The organism is Herbiconiux sp. L3-i23 (genome assembly GCF_023734115.1).
In the GTDB taxonomy this organism is placed as follows: Bacteria; Actinomycetota; Actinomycetes; order Actinomycetales; family Microbacteriaceae; genus Naasia.
The window spans coordinates 1,322,927-1,340,782 of the sequence record NZ_AP025737.1; the positions used below are offsets into that span (position 1 = coordinate 1,322,927).

15 protein-coding genes and 1 pseudogene are annotated in these 17,856 nt (G+C 71.3%); 8 read left to right on the plus strand and 8 right to left on the minus strand.

The window, feature by feature from the left end:
• Positions 1-8: 8 nt before the first annotated feature.
• On the plus strand, positions 9-833 hold the full coding sequence (locus NGH83_RS06245) for a hypothetical protein (protein WP_251858199.1): 825 nt from the start codon (positions 9-11) through the stop codon (positions 831-833).
• Here the strand turns inward: NGH83_RS06245 and NGH83_RS06250 are convergent.
• Positions 824-2,293, minus strand: coding sequence for a lipase maturation factor family protein (locus NGH83_RS06250; RefSeq protein WP_371872773.1), 1,470 nt, complete (start codon positions 2,291-2,293; stop codon positions 824-826). The two genes, NGH83_RS06245 and NGH83_RS06250, sit on opposite strands and share 10 nt — an antisense overlap.
• Here NGH83_RS06250 and NGH83_RS06255 point away from each other — a divergent pair, their 5' ends adjacent.
• Together NGH83_RS06255 and NGH83_RS06260 are read left to right on the plus strand one after the other, a co-directional pair.
• A complete protein-coding gene (locus tag NGH83_RS06255) occupies positions 2,294-3,313 on the plus strand; it encodes an LLM class flavin-dependent oxidoreductase (RefSeq protein ID WP_251858200.1) in 1,020 nt (339 codons plus the stop codon).
• Positions 3,314-3,342: 29 nt separating this feature from the next.
• Positions 3,343-3,675, plus strand: a complete 333-nt coding sequence (locus tag NGH83_RS06260) for a TfoX/Sxy family protein (RefSeq protein WP_251858201.1) — start codon at positions 3,343-3,345, stop codon at positions 3,673-3,675.
• On the opposite strand, the gene NGH83_RS06265 is transcribed toward NGH83_RS06260, so the two are convergent.
• From NGH83_RS06265 to NGH83_RS06290, 6 genes are all read right to left on the minus strand, one after another.
• Positions 3,654-5,027, minus strand: a complete 1,374-nt coding sequence (locus NGH83_RS06265; protein WP_251858202.1) for a transaminase — start codon at positions 5,025-5,027, stop codon at positions 3,654-3,656. The genes NGH83_RS06260 and NGH83_RS06265 overlap by 22 nt on opposite strands.
• Positions 5,024-8,599 carry a bifunctional RecB family nuclease/DEAD/DEAH box helicase gene (locus NGH83_RS06270; RefSeq protein WP_251858203.1) on the minus strand — a complete coding sequence of 1,192 codons (3,576 nt, stop codon included), beginning with the start codon at positions 8,597-8,599 and terminating at the stop codon, positions 5,024-5,026. Before NGH83_RS06270 ends, NGH83_RS06265 begins: the two co-directional genes overlap by 4 nt.
• A gap of 71 nt (positions 8,600-8,670) precedes the next feature.
• Complete coding sequence (locus NGH83_RS06275) at positions 8,671-8,859, minus strand: DUF2795 domain-containing protein (protein ID WP_251858204.1); 189 nt, start codon at positions 8,857-8,859, stop codon at positions 8,671-8,673.
• A 67-nt stretch (positions 8,860-8,926) separates the two neighbouring features.
• On the minus strand, positions 8,927-10,063 hold the full coding sequence (locus NGH83_RS06280; RefSeq protein ID WP_251858205.1) for a Vms1/Ankzf1 family peptidyl-tRNA hydrolase: 1,137 nt from the start codon (positions 10,061-10,063) through the stop codon (positions 8,927-8,929).
• Between the two features lie 37 nt (positions 10,064-10,100).
• Positions 10,101-10,322 carry a hypothetical protein gene (locus NGH83_RS06285; RefSeq protein ID WP_251858206.1) on the minus strand — a complete coding sequence of 74 codons (222 nt, stop codon included), beginning with the start codon at positions 10,320-10,322 and terminating at the stop codon, positions 10,101-10,103.
• Between the two features lie 46 nt (positions 10,323-10,368).
• On the minus strand, positions 10,369-10,614 hold the full coding sequence (locus tag NGH83_RS06290; RefSeq protein WP_251858207.1) for a hypothetical protein: 246 nt from the start codon (positions 10,612-10,614) through the stop codon (positions 10,369-10,371).
• 229 nt (positions 10,615-10,843) lie between these two features.
• On the opposite strand from NGH83_RS06290, the gene NGH83_RS06295 reads away from it, so the two are divergent.
• Positions 10,844-11,638 (plus strand): MBL fold metallo-hydrolase, encoded by a 795-nt coding sequence (locus tag NGH83_RS06295; protein WP_251858208.1) that lies wholly within the window; start codon positions 10,844-10,846, stop codon positions 11,636-11,638.
• Here NGH83_RS06295 and NGH83_RS06300 read toward each other — a convergent pair.
• Positions 11,635-12,399 carry a glycosyltransferase family 2 protein gene (locus NGH83_RS06300; RefSeq protein ID WP_251858209.1) on the minus strand — a complete coding sequence of 255 codons (765 nt, stop codon included), beginning with the start codon at positions 12,397-12,399 and terminating at the stop codon, positions 11,635-11,637. The two genes, NGH83_RS06295 and NGH83_RS06300, sit on opposite strands and share 4 nt — an antisense overlap.
• A 179-nt stretch (positions 12,400-12,578) precedes the next feature.
• On the opposite strand from NGH83_RS06300, the pseudogene NGH83_RS06305 reads away from it, so the two are divergent.
• From NGH83_RS06305 to NGH83_RS06320, 4 genes and pseudogenes are all read left to right on the plus strand, one after another.
• Positions 12,579-13,459 (plus strand): annotated as a pseudogene (locus NGH83_RS06305) (manganese catalase family protein).
• Between the two features lie 156 nt (positions 13,460-13,615).
• The gene (locus NGH83_RS06310; protein WP_251858210.1) at positions 13,616-14,011 is read left to right on the plus strand and encodes a hypothetical protein; all 396 of its coding nucleotides are present in this window, start codon (positions 13,616-13,618) and stop codon (positions 14,009-14,011) included.
• A gap of 168 nt (positions 14,012-14,179) precedes the next feature.
• A complete protein-coding gene (locus NGH83_RS06315) occupies positions 14,180-16,240 on the plus strand; it encodes a hypothetical protein (protein WP_251858211.1) in 2,061 nt (686 codons plus the stop codon).
• Between the two features lie 2 nt (positions 16,241-16,242).
• Positions 16,243-17,817: a bifunctional phosphatase PAP2/diacylglycerol kinase family protein gene (locus NGH83_RS06320; RefSeq protein ID WP_251858212.1), complete on the plus strand. Its 1,575-nt coding sequence runs from the start codon at positions 16,243-16,245 to the stop codon at positions 17,815-17,817.
• Positions 17,818-17,856 lie beyond the last annotated feature (39 nt).

The following is a 17,856-nucleotide window of genomic DNA, read 5'->3' on the forward strand; positions in this document are numbered from 1 at the left end:
AGTTCCCGGTGTCGAAGAACGCCAAGAAGTCGAAGAACGTCAGCAAGCCCGACCACGGCACGAAGCCGGACGACGCCAAGGTCAAGGCCTCGAAGAAGGCGAAGAAGAGCGGCCCGTCGCTCGAGCATCTGCTCACCGTCGTCACCGAGACGGCGAAGGAGGCCGTCCGCGCCGGCGTCGCAGCGCAGGCCGCCGGCAACAAGGCGTCGGCGAAAAAGGGGGCGCTGAAGGAGGCGCGGGCCCGGGCCGCGCAGGCGAAGGCGCAGGCGGCGAAGGCCGCCGACGAACTGGCGATCGCCGAGGCCGCCGCTCGCGGCGCCGAGCACGATGAGCGTGAGGCGAAGAAGGCGCTCGCGAAGGCGAAGAAGAAGCGCGTCGACGCCGAAGCCGCCGCCTCGAAGGCCACCGCCAAGGCGGGCCGCGCCCGGGCGGACCTCGACGCGCACCCCTCGGCGCCGGCGCAGCAGGCTCAGGCGGCGGCGATCGTCGCGGAGGCCGCCGAGGTGCAGCCGGTCACGCACGACGACGAGCGTCCCGAGTCGGTGCCGACCGCCCTCGTCGAGGATCCGGTCGCCGTGCCGCTGGCCGACGACGCGAGCTCAGCGTCCGAATCGACCGAGGACCCCGCCGACACCTCGGTGCCGGACGAAGTCTCGGTGACCTCGGTGCAGGCGCCGACCGTCCCCGCCGTGGTGACGCCCTCCGGGGACTGGACCCTCGCGCGCCTGCGCCTCATGGCACGCGGTCGGGGCATCCGCGGCTACTCGGCGATGTCGAAAGCCCGCCTCCTCGAGGTGCTGCTCACCACATCACCGATCGACGGTCAGGGCTGACGACGTCGGGGGCGCGCGAAGTCGTCGATCTCGGTGCGCACCCACCACGCCCCGGTCTCCGCCTTCTCGGCTCGTGTCGTGAACCGGTAGGCGAAGAGCCGCGCCCTCACCCAGGTCGGCCGCTCACCGCCGAACGGGTCGAGCCGCAGCAGCGCGAGCGTCGGACGGTCGGCCTCGAGGAGGCGTTGCAGGAAGACGTCGAACCAGCGGGAGTCGCCCCCGAGCGGCAGGAACCACATCAGCCAGTCGAGTCGCAGATGGTACGGCGCGAACTGCCGTGGGCGGCGCATCGGGTCGCCAGGCTTGCCGCGGAATCCGTACTCCCGCCACGTCGCCGTCTCCGGGTCGGCGTCCAGGGTGCCTTCGACGACGACCTCGTATCGGGGTCTCGTCACACTCCCGAAGGCGCCGTACGTGTTGACCAGGTGCAGGCGGTTGAAGCTCGCGTTCATCAGCTGTCGACGTGACAGCAGATTCCGCACCGGCCAGAAGCTGAGCACGACGAACGCCACCGTGACGCCCACCGTGACGACGAGCCACCACAGCGGGGTCGACTCGCCGGATCCGAGGTCGGCGGGAACGAAGGGCAGCACCGCGTGGACAGCGTCGTCGCCGATCGCGGCGAAGGCGAGCACGATGGTGATCCAGTTCAGCCAGGCGAAGTTGCCGGTGACGACGAGCCACAGCTGACTGAGGACCACCAGGGCGCCCGCGACGGAGGCGATCGGCTGCGGGAAGAACAGCAGGAACGGCACGATCAACTGGGTGACGTGGTTGCCGACCACCTCCATCCGATGCGCCCGCTTCGACAGGTGGTGGGCGGCGCGGCTGAACGGCCCCGGCATCGGCTGGGTCTCGTGGTGGTAGTAGAGGGCGGTCAGATCGCGCCAGGCGGGGTCCCCGCGGAGCTTGATGAGTCCCGCCCCGAACTCGAGCCGGAACACCAGCCACACGACGAGAAGCAGTACGAGCGTCGGTGGCGGCACTCGATCGGATCCGAGGAAGGCGACGGTGAAGCCCGCCTCGAGCAGCAACGTCTCCCAGCCGAACCCGTAGAAGGTCTGTCCGACGTTGACGACCGACAGGTAGAGCCCCCACATGGCGAGGAACACGAGCAGCGGCAGCCACGGCGGCCCCGTCTGCGGGAGGCCGACGACGACGGTGAGGCCGAGGAGCGCGCCCACCCAGCACACGATGCGCAGCAGCCGGTCCGAGTAGTGCAGGCGGAAGAGCGTCGGGCCTCGGAGCGCGCGAGGTCCCCGGTCGAGTACACGACGTACTGGGAGGAGGCCTCGGTCGCCGAGCAGGGCGGGGAACTGCAGGGCGGTGGAGACGAAGGCGACGAGGAACAGCGCGGCGATCCCGCGTTGCAGCACGAACCGGGCGATCTCGCCGTCGCCCTGCGCGAACCAGTCCATCTCGTCGCCGACGATACGCCCGGTTTCGACGATGATCTTCATGTGAAACGAATCGGCTTCCTCACGTTCGGCCACTGGCAGCCCGTGCCGGGATCGCTCGCCCGCACCGCCGCCGACGCCTACCGGCAGACCATCGATCTGGCGGCCGCCGCCGAAGAGCTCGGCGTGGACGGCGCCTTCGTGCGGGTGCACCACTTCGCGCGCCAGATCGCGTCCCCGTTCCCGCTGCTCGCCGCCATGGCCGCGAAGACGAGCACGATCGAGGTCGGCACCGGCGTCATCGACATGCGCTACGAGAACCCGCTGTACATGGCGGAGGAGGCGGCGATCACCGACCTGATCAGCGGCGGTCGCCTGCAGCTCGGCGTGAGCCGGGGATCGCCCGAGACCGCCCTTCGCGGTTACGAGTCGTTCGGCTACATCCCGGACGAGGGCAGCAGCGACGCCGACGACGCACGCGAGCGCACCGAGGTGTTCCGCGCCGCCATCAGCGGCGCCGGGGTGGCGCAGGCCGACCCGCGGATGACCGGGACGGCGGGCGCGCTCGCGGTGCAGCCCCAGTCGCCGGGGCTGTCGGACCGCATCTGGTGGGGCAGCGGCACCCGGGCCACTGCGGAGTGGACGGCGGAGCGCGGCATGAACCTGATGAGCTCGACACTGCTCACCGAGGACACCGGCGTTCCCTTCGACGAGCTGCAGGCAGAGCAGATCTCGCTGTACCGCGAGAAGTGGAAGGCGGCCGGCTGGACTCACGAGCCGCGCGTCTCGGTCAGTCGGAGCATCCTGCCGATCGTCAACGACATGGACGAGATGTACTTCGGCGGTCGCGCCGGCGGTGAGAGCGAAGACCAGGTCGGCTACCTCGACGGCGGCCTCGCCCGGTTCGGCAAGAGCTACGTGGGAAGTCCCGAGCAGCTCGTGCGCGAACTCGGACGCGACGCCGCGGTGGCCGAGGCCGACACCCTGCTGGTGACCGTGCCGAACCAGTTGGGCGTCGACTACAACGCCCACCTGCTGGAGTCGATCGTGCAGTACATCGCCCCGGAGCTAGGCTGGCGCTGACTCCCACCTTCCCGTCAGGAGGTCAGCCCGTGGTCGGTGCCGATCATCCGCTCGTCGAACGAGTGAGGGCGATGCTGCCCGCCGATCGGGTGCGCGAGGTGTCGATGTTCGGCGGGCGCGCCTTCATGCTCGACGAGCGGATGCTGGTCTGCGTCGACCGAGGCGACGGCCTTCTCGTTCGGGTCTCACCCGAGCGCGATGGCGAGCTGATGACGAGGCCCGGTGCCGGCCGGATGACGATGGGATCCAAGCAGCTCGAGGACGGCTGGATCCTGGTCGATGCCGAGGCGGTCGCCGACCACGCCGGACTGACGTTCTGGGTGCAGGAGGCTCTCCGGTATCACGCCGAAGCGCGCGCCTGAGAGCCGGTGAGCGCTCGGAGCGCCTGAGCGAGCACATCGAGGTGCACGTCGACATCCGCCCGAGTCGTGCTGGGTGCCATCAGCGCCATGTTGTGGAACGGGGTCAGCAGGATGCCCCGGTTGGCGAGGAACAGGTGCAGGAAGTCTTCCAGCTCACCGTCGGCCGCCTCCGCCGCCTCGGTGCCGGTGCGCGGCGCCGGGTCGGCGAAACGGTACTCGGCCCGCGCGCCGAGCTGGGTGATCGACCAGGGGAGGCCGAAATCCTCGAACAGGTGCCGCACCCCGTCGGTGTAGTGGGTGGCGGTGTCGATCATCGTCTCGAAGGCCGCGTCGGTGAGGACCTGTTCGAGCGTCGCTCGCATCGCCGCGACCGACATCGGATTGCCGGCGAGAGTGCCGCCCACCCCGCCCATGTCGACCAGGTCGAGATCGTCGCGGTCGAGGATGCGGTCGGCCAGCTCTCGTGAGAGCCCGTAGGCGCCGCTCGGGATGCCGCCACCGATCGCCTTGCCGATGACGAGGACGTCGGGTTCGAGACCCCACGCCGCCGTCGCCCCGCCGGGGCCCGCGGAGAAGGTGTGGGTCTCGTCGATGATGAGGAGTGCCCCGTAGCGGCGGGTGAGGTCGCGCACCCGGGCGTGGTAGCCCTCGTCGGGCAGGACGATGCCGATGTTCGTGAGTGCCGGTTCGATGAGGACCGCCGCGACGTCACCGTCCGCGAGCTGTCTTTCGAGGCCCTCGAGGTCGTTGATCTCGGCGACCCGGCTGGTCTCGGTGACCGGCATGGGCGCGCCGACATTGCCGGGCCGGTCGATGCCGGCGCCGCCCGGCCCGGCGACGATGAGGGACTCGTCGACGCTGCCGTGGTAGCAGTAGCTGTGGAAGAGGATCTTGCTGCGACCGGTGACCGCCCGCACCAGGCGGATCGCCCACCGGTTCGCGTCGGTCGCCGTGAGCGAGAAGCTCCAGAGGTCGAGACCGAAGCGGCGGTGCAGCTCGGCGCCGACCCATTCCGCCTCCTCGGTGGGCAGCATCGTGGTGATGCCACCCCGTTCGGCGATGCGGCGGTTCACCGCCTCGACCACCGGCGCGGGCGAGTGGCCTGCCATCGCCCCGGTGTCCCCGAGGGCGAAGTCGAGGTACTCGTGCCCGTCGATGTCGCGCACCCGGTTGCCGAACCCGCCGTCGAAGTAGAGCGGGAAACCGCCGGCCTTCTTGTTCATCCACGTCATCGGGACGTTGCCGAAGAGGTGCGTCGCCGCTTCGTACGCCGCCCGCGACCGGGGGTTGCGTTCGGCGAACGACTCGCGTTCGGTGGCGAGCAGGGTGGTGAGGCGGGCTCTGTCGATCACCCGGTCAGTATCGCGGAGTGAGCCGCCTGAGAGCGAGGAACCGCACCGGTCAGGCGGAGGAAGCCGCTCAACTCGGCGACCCCTTCGGCGGTGTACGGAAGGTAGTCGCGGAGGGCGGGGGAGTGCACGAGGTAGGCCGCCCACTTGGCCCGTGAGATGGCGACGTTCAGACGGTTGCGCAGCAGCAGGAACGAGATGCCGCGTGGCACATCGGTGGCGGATGACGCGGTCAACGACACGATGGCCACCGCCGCCTCCTGCCCCTGGAACTTGTCGACCGTTCCGACCGGGGTGCCGGTGAACCCGGCCTCGTCGAGGCGGGTGCGGAGGAGGCCGACCTGAGCGTTGTAGGGCGCGACCACGATGATGTCGGAGGGGCGGAGCGGGTCGGCGACCCGTCCGGTGGTCGGGTCGGTCCACTCGCGGCCGACGTGGGCCCGCACGAGGTCGACGACCGCCGCCGCCTCTTCGGGCGACTCGGTCGCATTGCCCGAGTGCTCGATGCGGATCGGGTGCAACCCGGGTGCGGCCCCATCGAGCCGGCGCTCGAGGGTCTCGGGGAGCCGCGGGCTCAGCCGTCCCTCGTAGGACAGGTCGGAGACCGCGGCGCACAGCGTCGGGTGCATCCGCCAGCTCTGAGCGAGGAAGTAGCCGTACTCGGCGGGGAGCACGTCATGACCCGACGACAGCCAGCCGAGCGCCGACGTGTCGATCGGCTCGGGATGGAGCCCCTGACTGACCTGCGGCAGCTGCTGCGGGTCGCCGAGGAGCAGCAGGTTGCGGGCACTGCCGCCGACGGCGATCGTGTTCGCGAGCGAGAACTGCCCGGCCTCGTCGACGACGAGGAGATCGAGTCCGTTGCGGGGCACCTGCGACGCGTTCGCGAAGTTCCACGCCGTGCCGCCGAGCACGAAACCGCTCGTGCGACGGTCGAGCTGGAACGGCACCATCTGCTTGGGTTCGTCGAGCACCGTCCACGGCGGGGTCGTCTGGTAGCCGGACCGCGGAGGACGCTTGCCGACGAGGTCGGCGGGGACCCCCTCGGCGACGATGCGGCGGAGGAGGTTCTCGACCACCTCGTGCGACTGGGCGACCACGCCGATGCGCCATCGGTGCTCGCGCACCAGTTCGGCGATCACCTTGGCGCCGACGTAGGTCTTGCCCGACCCCGGCGGGCCCTGCACTGCGAGGTAGGAGCGGTCGAGTCGCGAGGTCGCGAGGGCGATCGGCCGCCAGCTCTCGGCGTCGGTCGGCTCCGGGAGGGCACCGCCGCCGGTGAGGCGGGGAGGGATGCGGCGCAGCAGATCGAGGCTCGGCTCGGCGCGCATCGCCGGCAGATCGTCGCCGATCGACTGCCCCCACTCGAGGATCGCGGCGCGCTGGTTCTTCGTCGCGATCGGCGCCGCCGGCGTCAGCGCCAGAGGGAGGGAGCGCCAGGTCTCGCCCTCGATGCCGGCTCCCTCTTCGATGAGCACGTCGGTGCGTTCGCCCTCGACAATGACCTCGATGACGCGGATGCCGGCATGCTCGCCCCGCTGCCCAGGGGGCACCGGGTTGCAGCGCGCGGGGAGCGGCTGCTCGTACATGGCGAACGGGTTCGACCCGATGTCGAGCCGGCTGCCGGGGGAGAGACGCCCGCGGAGCACCAGAGTCCGGGTCGGCTGGCGCCGCCCCTCGTCGACCGACCAGTCGGAGACGATGCGCACCAGGTCGACGACGAAGACGTCACGCTGATCGGCCCATTCCTCGATAGGGGCGACCTGGCGGTTGTAGTGCTCCCACCAGAAGGTCTTGTCCTCGCGGCGGTGGTACTCGATGGCGGCCGCGGCGAGAGCGAGCGCCGTCTGGTCGGCGTCCCGGTCGGCCGCGGGAACGCCCTCGACGCTGCGCAGCAGTCGGTTGCGAGCGGCGTCCTCGTCGCGTTCGAGTCGCTCGTTGCGCGGCACATCGGGCAGGACGTCGCTGCGTCTCGCCACCCCGCGCTCGTCGGCGCGCTCGATCAGCCAGTTGCGAAGACGGTGAGTGGAGACGCAGTCGTAGCGGTTGTACTCCTCGATCTGCGCCAACTGCGCGGCGGCCTCGTCGGCGCGTCCGGCGTCGACGAGCAGCGTGTAGTCGACGTAGGCGGTGATGGAGTCGGCCGCGTTGGTGACGTCGCTCTCGCGCAGCTCGTCGCCCATGTACAGCGGCTCGAGCTTCTTCAGGCTGTACGAGCGCTCGGAGATGCGGATGGACCGTTTGACGACGGGGTAGAGGTCGACGAACACGTGCTCGCGCAGCAGCTCGTCGAGGATCGCCTCGCCGACGCCGTACCTCGAGCACAGCAGCTGCAGGTGGGCCCGCTCGTAGTCGGCGTAGTGGTAGATGTGCAGGCCGGGGTGCCGCGCCCGCCGGCGCTGCACGTAGTCGAGGAAGTCGAGAAGCGCCTGCTTCTCACCCGCCCGGTCGTGCGCCCAGAACGCGCGGAAGTGCTCGGGCTCGTTCGGCTCGTGCTCGACGACGCCGAAGAGGTAGTCGAGCCCCCAGTCGCGACCGTGCTCGTCGCTCCAGAGCGGGTCGCCCTCGAAGTCGAAGAAGATGTCGCCCTCGTCGGGTGCGGGCAGCGCGGCGAGGCCCATGGAGTCGTACACGTGGTACGCGACCCGGGCCCGTTCGCCCGGTTCGTGCGGCGGCGCCTCGAGCTGCATCCGCGCCTGATCGCGCAGCTTCTCGAACGTCGCGGGACCGATGCCCGGCACGAGATCGGCGCGTGCCGCGAGTTCGTCGATCGTGCGGACCCCCGCCGCGGCGAGATGCGCGCGCTGGCCCGCACGCAGGCCGGCGACGAGGAGGACGTCGCGGGTCGCCTCGACCTGCACGGTGCACTCGGCGCACCGGCCGCAAGCGACGTAGCCGTCGGCGCCCCAGGCGATCGGAGCGGTATCGGCGACACGGGCGTCGATCATCGCCCTCAGGCGGGCCATGCGGTCGAGGAAGACGGGCTCGACCTCGTCGAGGCGATGCGTGGTGAGGGTGCCGTCGCCGAGGATGAGATGCACCTCGTCGTCGACGGGGATGCCGATGCGGCGCAGTTGACCGGCGTAGGCGGCGAGCTGCATCATCGCGGTGATCTTCGCCTTGCGCGCGAGCTTGGTGTCGTACACCGCGAACCGGGGGAGCCCGCCCTCGTCGCCGGTGCGCACGAGGAAGTCGGCGAACCCGACGAAGCCCTCGTCGACGAACGTGGCCTGGTACACGACCTCGGCCCCGTCGCGGAGCGCCTCGAGCGTTGCGGCCATCGCCTCGCGGAGCGCGTCGAGATCGCCCTTCGACGCCGGTTCGGCGATCTCGGCCACCCCGCCCGAAGTCCCGGGCGTGTACGGGCCGAAGCTCTCACGGAAGCGGCCGAGCTCGCGCTGTTCGTGCTCGCCGCCCAGCACGCTCGCGCGCTCGAGCATCGCATCGACCGGCTCGGGGACGGCCTCGATGCGGCCGAGCTTCGCGTCGAGACGGCGCATGAGCGCCCACTCGCACGTGACGGCGGCGGTCAGGTCTGACGCGCTCGTGAAGACGACGTCATCGCGGACGAACATCGCGGCCTCCTTCCAGGATCGACCTGCTGAAGCTAACAGCAGCCGCCGACACCGGAGGGGGCCGCGGATGCTCAGTCGAAGATCGCCGCGCTGACGCCCGTGGGGCCGTCGTAGGTCTTGTCCGGGATGCCGCGGAGGGCTTCGAGGACCTCGTCGCTCGCGCCCGACGACTCGGCGTTGCTCACCAACGCTTCCTTGTCGGCCGGATAGTCGACGCCTCCGAGCGCCTTCTGGATGTCGATGGGGCTGACGTCCGCCATATGTCGTCCTTTCCGTTCTCTTCTTGTTCTTCTTCTTCTTCGGATCGCTTCTTCTTGGATCTCTCCGTCAGGAGGGCGTGCCCGGCCAGCGGAGCAGGGCCGCGGCCCCGCCACCGCCCGGAAGCTGCGACGCGGTCACGAAGCGGATGTCCGCGTCGGTGATGATCGCCGCGCGGGCGAGCGCCTCTGCGGCGGGAACGGGCGCGATGATGCCGGCGGGTGCGGCGTCCTCGGGTGCCGTGGCGACCCAGGGGACGTCATCGAGCGCGAGCAGCGTGCGGTCGCCGAGCGAGTCCGGGTCGAGGAACAGCGTCTCGACCTGAGCCTGGCGCAGCGCGTGGACGACCCAGCCCACCCCGGTGACCCCCGAGCTGTCGCCACGGCCCACCTCCTGGCGCAGGCGGTCGAGGCGGGAGTCGAGGTCGGCGGCGCACAGCGCGTCGATGCGCTGCTCGACGAACTCCTGCAGGACGGTGGGCGAGGCGCCATCCGCGCGGGTGTGCACGGGGAGCTCCTCCACGAGCGCGCGGGTCGCGGGCGCGAACGCGTCGAGGAGGAGCTGGCGTGCGCGCACATCGCCGCTCACGACCACCAGGCGGGGACGGTGCTCGAGGACGAGCGCGTCGACGGCCGCCGCCAGCTGGGTCTCGTTCTGTTTCCAGATCTCCTCGCTGTGGTGCTGCCAGCGCAGGTGCGACCAGCCGCCCATCTGCACCTTGGGGAGGCTGTCGGTGCGGCCCTGCACCGTCTCGGTCAGTTCGGCCGCGACGGAGCCGGTGCGGTACAGGGCGATATCGCCCGCGTCGCGTCCGGCCTCGACCACGAGGTAGCACATCTCCAGGCGCCGCTGTCGCAGCAGCGGCACCAGCAGGGGGAGCGGACCGTACGCCGCGAGCTCTTCGACCGGTGGCGTCCCCGGGATGGCGTCCGCGAAATCGATGCGGTCCCCGTGGGCCAACAGGCACCGGGTGAGCGGACTCGGCATCCCCAGCGGTTCGAGGAGCGCGTCCTCGATGCGGTCGATGAGACCGTCGGGCGCGCCCTCCTTGCCGAGCGCATCGCGCACGGACCGGCGCCGCGACGCTGCGAGACCCGCCGGATCGGACCGGTCTCCCGAGACATCGACGACCACGCTCACCCACGGCCCCGGCGTCCGCACCAGTTCCGACAGTCGTTCTTTCACCCCTGCTCCGGCGTCCGCCACTGCAGTTCCTTCCTCTTCGTCCCTCGCCCGCGGTCCGTCAGTCCTGGTCGGTCGCGCCGGGGCGCGTGCTGTCCTGCAGGTCCCCGTCGACGCCCAGCGCCTGCGCGGCCTCCGCGTCGTCGGTGTCGTCGGGAAGCGCGGTGCTCTGCCGCCATTCCTCGACGTGTCCCGACCCGTGTCCCTGCACGACGGACTGCGCCTCGTGCTTCAGCTCGTCGTCACGCTGCTGTCCGTGGGTCCCGCTCGATTGCGAACTCATCGCTTCTCCTCACTCGTCGTCGTCGATCGACGCACTGAACGCGCGCCTAGGCCTCCGGGTCGCCGAACTCGCCGTCGGAGACCTGCGGCGCGGCGGCCTCCGGCTCGCTCGCACCCGGCTCGGTGCCGAGCGCCGCCGTGTCGACGTTCACGCCGACCGGGCGGTCGGGATGCGTCGGCTCGGCCGCCTCGACGTCCTCGGTCGTCGATGCGACCGCGGCGACCGACGCGACAGTCGGGGGAGATGCCACCTCGGTGTGCTCCGGTCGGCCGTCGTGTGCGCTCGTGCTCATGGGCATGCCTCCTCGCGTCGTGGTGTGCCAAGCCAACGCCTCGCCCCCGCCGGGCGGCAAGCCGGTCCCGGCGACTCGCCGCCAAGGCCCCGGGGATTCACAGGGACGCGGAATCGGCGCCCGTTTCTCCCACCCCGTCATCGGCATCCACTCAGCCACTGAGGCGGGAGGTACGCCTAGATTCTCGTTCCTTGCGACGTGCGAACCGCGCGCGACGTGGGAGGGAACGATGACGGTCGGAAACAGAACCGGGGGACGCCGGGCGCGCGCCGGTGACGCGGTGCTCACCCGCAACGTGGCGCCCGGAGTGCATCGGCTGGCGCACGCGTTCGTCAACTGCTACCTCCTGGTGGAGGGCGACGAGGTGACGATCGTCGACGCAGCGCTGCCCAAGACGTGGGCCCTGCTGCCCGCCGCCCTCGAGGCGATCGGGGCCGACCGGCGGGCGGTCAAGGCGCTGGTTCTGACCCACGCCCACTTCGACCATCTCGGATTCGCGCGTCGGATGCACGAGCAGTGGCGCGTGCCCGTCTTCGGCCACCCGATCGAGGACTACATCGCCGCCCACCCCTACCGCTACGCGCACGAGAACCCGCGGGCGATCTACCCGATCGCGCACCCGCGGGGCATCCCGATCCTGACCCGCATGGCGGCCGCCGGCGCCTTCGGAGTGCGCGGCATCGAGTCGCTCCGAGGATTCGCGCCGGGAGACGTCCTCCCCGTCCCCGGTTCGCCTCGCGTGGTGTTCTCACCCGGCCACACCTACGGGCACAGCGCCCTCCACCTGCCCGAACGCGACGCGCTGCTCTCGGGCGATGCGCTCGTCACCCTCGACCCGTACACGGGCAGGACGGGGCCGCGCATCGTCGCCGGTGCCGCGACCGCGGACAGCGCCCTCGCCCTCGCCTCGCTCGACGCCCTCGCGGCCACCGAGGCGCGCATCGTTCTGCCCGGTCACGGCGAGCCGTGGCGGGCGGGGGTGCGCAGCGCGGTCGCCCTCGCCCGCTCGGCCGGACGGGCCTAGACGGTCCGCAGACGCCGTCGAAGCGCTCGGCCGGAGAGCCTCGCCCAGCGCAGCGGCGGCAGGTCGTGGGGCCAGTGCACGAACACCGAGCGGAACCCCCGCGCCAGACGGGTGAACGCTCCGCCGCGCAGCGGATCGGCGGAGATGCCGACCGTGAGGGCGGGATCGAACACGATCCTCGCGCGCTCGCCGACGTGGAAGCTGAGGTCCATGTCGTCGTGGAGGTCGGGCGTCAGGTGCACGTCGTCTCGGATCGCCCGCCACAGGCCGCTCCGGACCGCGAGGTTCGATCCGAAGAGCGGCGGATGTCCGAGGGCCGTGCCCGCAGCGAGGCGGTAGGCGCCCATGTACGCCCACGACAGGGGGCGATCGAACGCGCGGGCGACGCCGGTCAGACCGTAGAAGCGACCCGGACCGCTGACGGCGCCGACGTGCGGGTCGTCGAACGCGTCCACCATCCGCTCGAGCCAGTCGCCGGGGAGTCGCGAGTCGGCGTCGCAGCGGGCGATCAGGTCGCCGCGCGCGGCGTCGAACCCCGTCGCCGCCGCGGCCGGGATCCCCGGTCGCCCCTCGGGCACCACCCGGGCGCCCATCGCCCGGGCGACCGACCCGACATCGCGCGAACTCGCATTGTCGACGACCACCACCTCGTCGGCCGGTCGCGTCTGCCGGGACAGGTCGACGAGGCAGCGGCGGAGCTCCTCGACATCGTCCTTGACCGGGATGACGACGCTGATCGTCTCGATGCGCTGACGGGGCATGGGGGAACTGGATCCTCTTCTTCCGTATCGACGGCACGCGCCCCCGTCAAGGGGCGCGTGCGGATGCTCGGAAAGTCTGTCTCGGCTTCCAGGGAGTGGTCCGAGAACGCCCAGCGGAACCCCTTGGTATGGATGCGCGGGCAATCGCCTGCGAGTCGAAACCCCGAGATTGGACACGCATGTTCTTCCACCGTCAAGAACTCCAGCACAAGGCCGTCCCCGACAAGCCCGACGCCATCTACGCCCGTCGACTCCAAGAGGTGCTGGGTGGCCAGTACGGCGAGATCACCATCGCCATGCAGTACGGCTTCCAGGCCTGGAACACCCATATCCCCGGCAAGTACCGCGACCTGCTCTACGGCATCGCCGCCGAGGAGTTCGGACACGTCGAGATGCTCGCCATCATGATCGCCCAGCTGCTCGAGAAGGCCCCCGTCCAACAGGCCGAGGATGCCGCCAAGGCCGACCCGGTGCTCGGCGCCGTGATCGGCGGCATGGATGTGCAGCACGCCATCGTCGCGGGTGCGGGCGCCCGCGCGGTCGACTCGAACGGCAACCCGTGGCAGGGCAGCTACATCACCGCGAGCGGCAACCTGCTCGCCGACTTCACGGCCAACGCGAACGGCGAGATGCAGGGGCGCCTCCAGGCCGCCCGGCTCTACCACATGACCGACGACAAGGGGGTCCGCGATCTCCTGTCCTTCCTCATCGCGCGCGACACGATGCACCAGAACCAGTGGATCGCCGCCGCCCGCGAGCTGCAGGAGGAGGGCGCCGAGCTGCTGCCGGTGCCGAACAACTTCCCGCAGGCGAAGGAGGATCAGGACGTGCACTACCAGTACCTCAACTTCTCCGATGGGGCCGCTGCGGCCGAGGGCAGCTGGGCCAAGGGACCGACTCCGGACGGGAAGGGCGAGTTCAGCTACCACGACGGCCCCACCTCGAGCGTGCCGATGCCGCCGCCGACGGTGCCCGATGAGCGCTTCTACGGCACCGATCCGAAGCCGAACCTCGTCGAGAGGCGACGGGAGCCCTGAAGGACGCCGTCGAGAAGAAGTAGACGTAGCACGACAACGAGTCGGCGTGCCGGGGTGTCCCGGCACGCCGTCTGCGCGTCGCCTGCGCGTCGGCCGATGGGCGTAACCACACCCTGACTGGGGGTTCTTCTCCTTCCCGGCGCGGCAATAGCGTTCAGACACCGGATTGGGGGATCCACATGTCTGTTCCGCTCGCTATGTCTGCTCCGCTCGTTCCCGAGCTCCTGCTCGGTCTCGGCGCCGGCGTCGCCGGCGTGCTGCTGCTCGTGCTCGGACTGCCGCTGTGCGGTGCGATCTTCGGCCGCCGCTTCGTGCGGGCCTACCGGCACCGCCGACTCGAACGCGTCACCACGGCGCTCGCGATCACCGCAGCGGTCGCCGTCGCGGGCATCGGACTCTGGAGCCTCGCGATCGCGAGCGCGCCCGGCGTCTACGACGAGCCGCTCGTCATGCTGGCCGTGACCTTCCTGCCCTTCACCGTCGCTTTCGCGGCACTGGCCGTCGTCGTGCAGCACTTCACGGTGCTGCCCGCCCGGCCCGTCGCCGCCTCGGTGCGTCGCGCCAGCTTCCACTGACTTCCGGTCCCGCTCGCCCGGCCCGCCGCTAGCACCACCCAGCCACGCCCGCGGCGAGCGACCCGCCGCCAATCCGCTGAACGACCGCTGTACAGCCGTCGGCAGGCGGCTCACGACGCGCCGAAAGCCCTTGTCATGCCGTCGCGGGTATACGCACACTGGGCGTAGGTGGCAGCGAGGTCCTTGCAGGAGGCGTACATGGGCGGTTCGGTTCGGCGCGACCAGCGAGGGACCGAACCGGGGACGCGCCGTCGCAGGCTCGTCCTCGCGGTCGCCGTGACGTTTCTCGCCGGCGCCGCCCTCAGCGGCTGCGCCGCGACGGCCGGTCCCGCGCCCGCGGTCACCGCGCTGTCCGCGGACGACGCGACGGTCCAAGCGGTCTGCGACCGCGCCGCCACGCTCACCGACTCGGGCGAACCGGACGCCGCGCTCGACCTCATCGACCGCTACCGCGACGGCGCCCCGACGCCGGCGCCCACCGTGACGCGACGCACCAGCACGCCGACGCCGTCCCCGACGCCGGTGGTCGACTGCGAGCCCGAGCGGCTCGCCGCGCTCGACGCCGCGGCGCAGGCCGGCTCGATGCAGGAGGTGCCGTCGCCCGCCCAATCGTTCGCACGCGACTGGGATCGCGTCGCTGTCGGTCTCATCGTTCCGCTGCTCCCGGCACTGTTGACCGCCGGGGTCGCCTTCCTCGTCTTCGCGATCCTCGGCCGTCTCGCGGCGCTCCTGCCGGGCATGCCGTGGCCGGCGGTGCGGAGCCGTGTGCGGCGGGTGACGGTCACGTCCGCGGGGCTCGTGCTCGCGGCGGCCGGCGCTGTTCTTCTCGCTGCGACCCTTCCGCTCGGCATCCCGTCGCTCCTCGCGCTCTGGGCTCTCGTCGGTCTTGCGGGCAGCGTGCTGCTCGGCGCCGCCTTCGCGGGAAGGCTCCGCATCGGCATCGAAGTCCGCGAGGGGGACCGGAACATCCGAGAGGCGTCCGCTCAGGTCATCGCTCAGCTGCAGTCGATCGGCGCGGCGCCGCCGCGCGGAGTCGAGGCGCCCATCGGCTCCGACGTGACGGCCCTCGCCGATGCGGTGCTGCAGGCTCCCGCGACGAACCCCGTCGTGCAGCTCGTTCGTCTCGTCGGCTCCGCGCTCTTCACGACGACTCCGTGGCGCGTCCTCGTCGCCATCGAGGACGACCGCGCCTCCGTCATCGTGACCCGGAACGGCCGCGCGGTCGCCGCCCACGAGGTCGACCCGTCGCGCCTCTTCCCGGTCGGCATCACCGATCCGGCGAGCGGGGAGTCGAGCCCGCCCGCGATCGCCGCCGCCCGACCCGTGGACGAGCCCGCGCCGCCCGTGCTCCTGCCGTTCGTGCACGAGTGCGCGGCCGCCGTCGTGATCACCGCGCTCGCGACCGAATACGACGGATTCGAGGCGCTCGGCTCGACCTCATGGGAGAGCGTCGCACTCCAGTACGTCGCGACCACCGCGTTCGATGCCGACCCTGAGACGAAGCGTCGGCTGCTCGCCGCGTCGCTCGAAGCGGATCCGGACAACCTCGTCGCCGAGAGCGCACTCCACCATGCGATGTTCCGGCACGCGGACCGGCCCGAGGAGATCGTGCCCTACCTGGAGCTGCTCGAGCGCCGGATCGAGTCGCTGCTCGTGGCTCCGTCGAGCGTTCCGGCGTCGACGAGCCCCGTGGTCGTGACACCGGACCCCGAGGTCGGCCACATCGAGGGCGAGATGCCGGCGCCCGGTTCTCTCGACCTCGTCCGGCGTCTGCTCATCGGGTACCTCGCCGCCTCCCTCAACCTGCAGGAGTTCGGCATCGGCGACGCCCGCCGTGAGCGCAACGCGCGCCGTCTCGTCGACCTGCTCGCCAACGGCACCCCCGCATCCGGCGGTCTCCGCGACCGCATGCGGCTGTCCGCCGGGCTCATGTACGTCGAGGTCGTCCCGGGGGAGAAGGGCACGTCGTCACCGGTGGACCTCTGGTCGCAGCGCGCCCTCCGGTCCTCGTCGCCGAGGGTCGCCTTCAACGGCGCCTGCTACTTCTCGACGCAGTGGCGCGACTCCCTGCCGCCATCGCAGAAGGTGGTGATCGAGGCGCACGTCGCCGAGCGGCTGCGGTACGCCCTGGTCGTGCCCGAACTGCGGGCGGCGGCGCGGGTCGACCCGGTGCTGGCGCACCACCGTGGCCACCCCTGGTTCGAAGACCTCCTCGACTCGTACGAGTGAGCATGAGACACCCGGTCGTCGCCTACCGCCGTGCCCGGCTGCTGCCCGGTTGGGTGCGACGTCTCGATCGACGCGCGGGTCGACTGATCAACGCACGTCGCGCGCACCGGTGGCGCGACGGCGGATATCGGCGGCTCTCACGGACGGCCGATCACGGCCGGCTCTGGTTCGCGATCGCCGGCGTCCTCTTCCTCACCGGGCGTCGGCGGGCCGCGATCCGCGGTGTGCTGTCCCTCCTCGCCGCGAGCGCTCTCGCCAACCTCGTAGGGAAGCGTCTCTTCGGCGGTCCCCGCCCGCTCGTGAAGCACATCCCGCTCGCCCGTCGCCTGCACGTCTATCCCGCGTCGGCATCCTTCCCATCGGGGCACTCGGCGAGCGCCGCCGCGTTCGCGACCGGGGTGACGCTCGAATCGCCTGCGGCCGGGTTCCTCGTCGCGCCGCTCGCCGCCGGGGTCGTCTACTCGAGACTGCACGTGGGGGCCCACTGGCTGTCGGATGTCGTCGCGGGAGCCGCCCTGGGCGGTGCGGTGGCGGTCGTCGGCCGCCTCGTCGCTCCGGCGCAGACACCGAGCGAGCAGCCGATACCCGGTACGGGCGAGGCGGTCGAGCTGCCGACGCTGGGCGATGGCGCCGACGCGTTCATCGTGATGAATCGCAAGGCGGGCAAGGACGTGCTGCGCGCGGATCCGCGCCTGCAGATCACGCGCCGGCTACCGGCGGCGCAGGTGCACGAGCTCCGTCCCGATGAGACGGCCGACGACGCCGTCCGCGAGGCGATGGGCTCCGATCGGCCGCCGCGGGTGCTCGGCGTCCTCGGCGGCGACGGTTCGGTGTCGCGGATGGCGCATCTCGCGCGCGAGTTCGACCTCCCGCTGCTGGTCCTTCCCGGCGGAACCTTCAACCACTTCGCCCGGGCCGCCGGCGTGCCCACCGTCGACGATTCGCTGGATGCCGCGGAGCGCGGCACCGGCGTTCTGGTCAGTGCGGCCGACCTCGAGGTCGACGGGCGGTCTCTGACCGTGCTGAACACCGCGTCCGTCGGTGTGTACCCGGACTTCGTGGCGGACCGCAAGAAGCGCAAGAAGCGGCTCGGCAAGTGGCTCGCCGGGGTACTCGCCGCCGCCACGGTGCTGCGCTCCGCGTCGCCCGTCGATGTCGAGGTCGACGGCCGCCGGATCCGGGTCTGGTCGCTGTTCGCGAGCGTCGGCCGCAACGAGCCCGAACAGATCGCGACGATGCAGCGGCGCAGTCTCGACGACGACGTGCTCGACGTCCGGATGCTGCACGCGCGCGGTTCGCGGCTTCGCGCCATCACGTCGTTGGCGTTCGGGCGCAAGACCTCGGCGGTGCTGCGCGTGCTGCACCTGCTGCCGCCGCGATCCGACGTCGAGTCGTTCACGGCGTCGTCGGTGCGCCTCGGCGTGACGTCGAAAGGTCGCGGGGATGTGCCGTTCGCCCACGACGGTGAGCTCGAACGTCCCGGCAGCGACTACGGGGCGGAGTTGAGGGTGCAGGCGCGGGCGCTCCGCGTCTATGCGCCGCCCCCGCGGCGGCCGGAGGGCTCCACGCTCGCGTAGCCTTGGAGGCAGGACGAGACCGGCGAGAGGGGCTGTTTT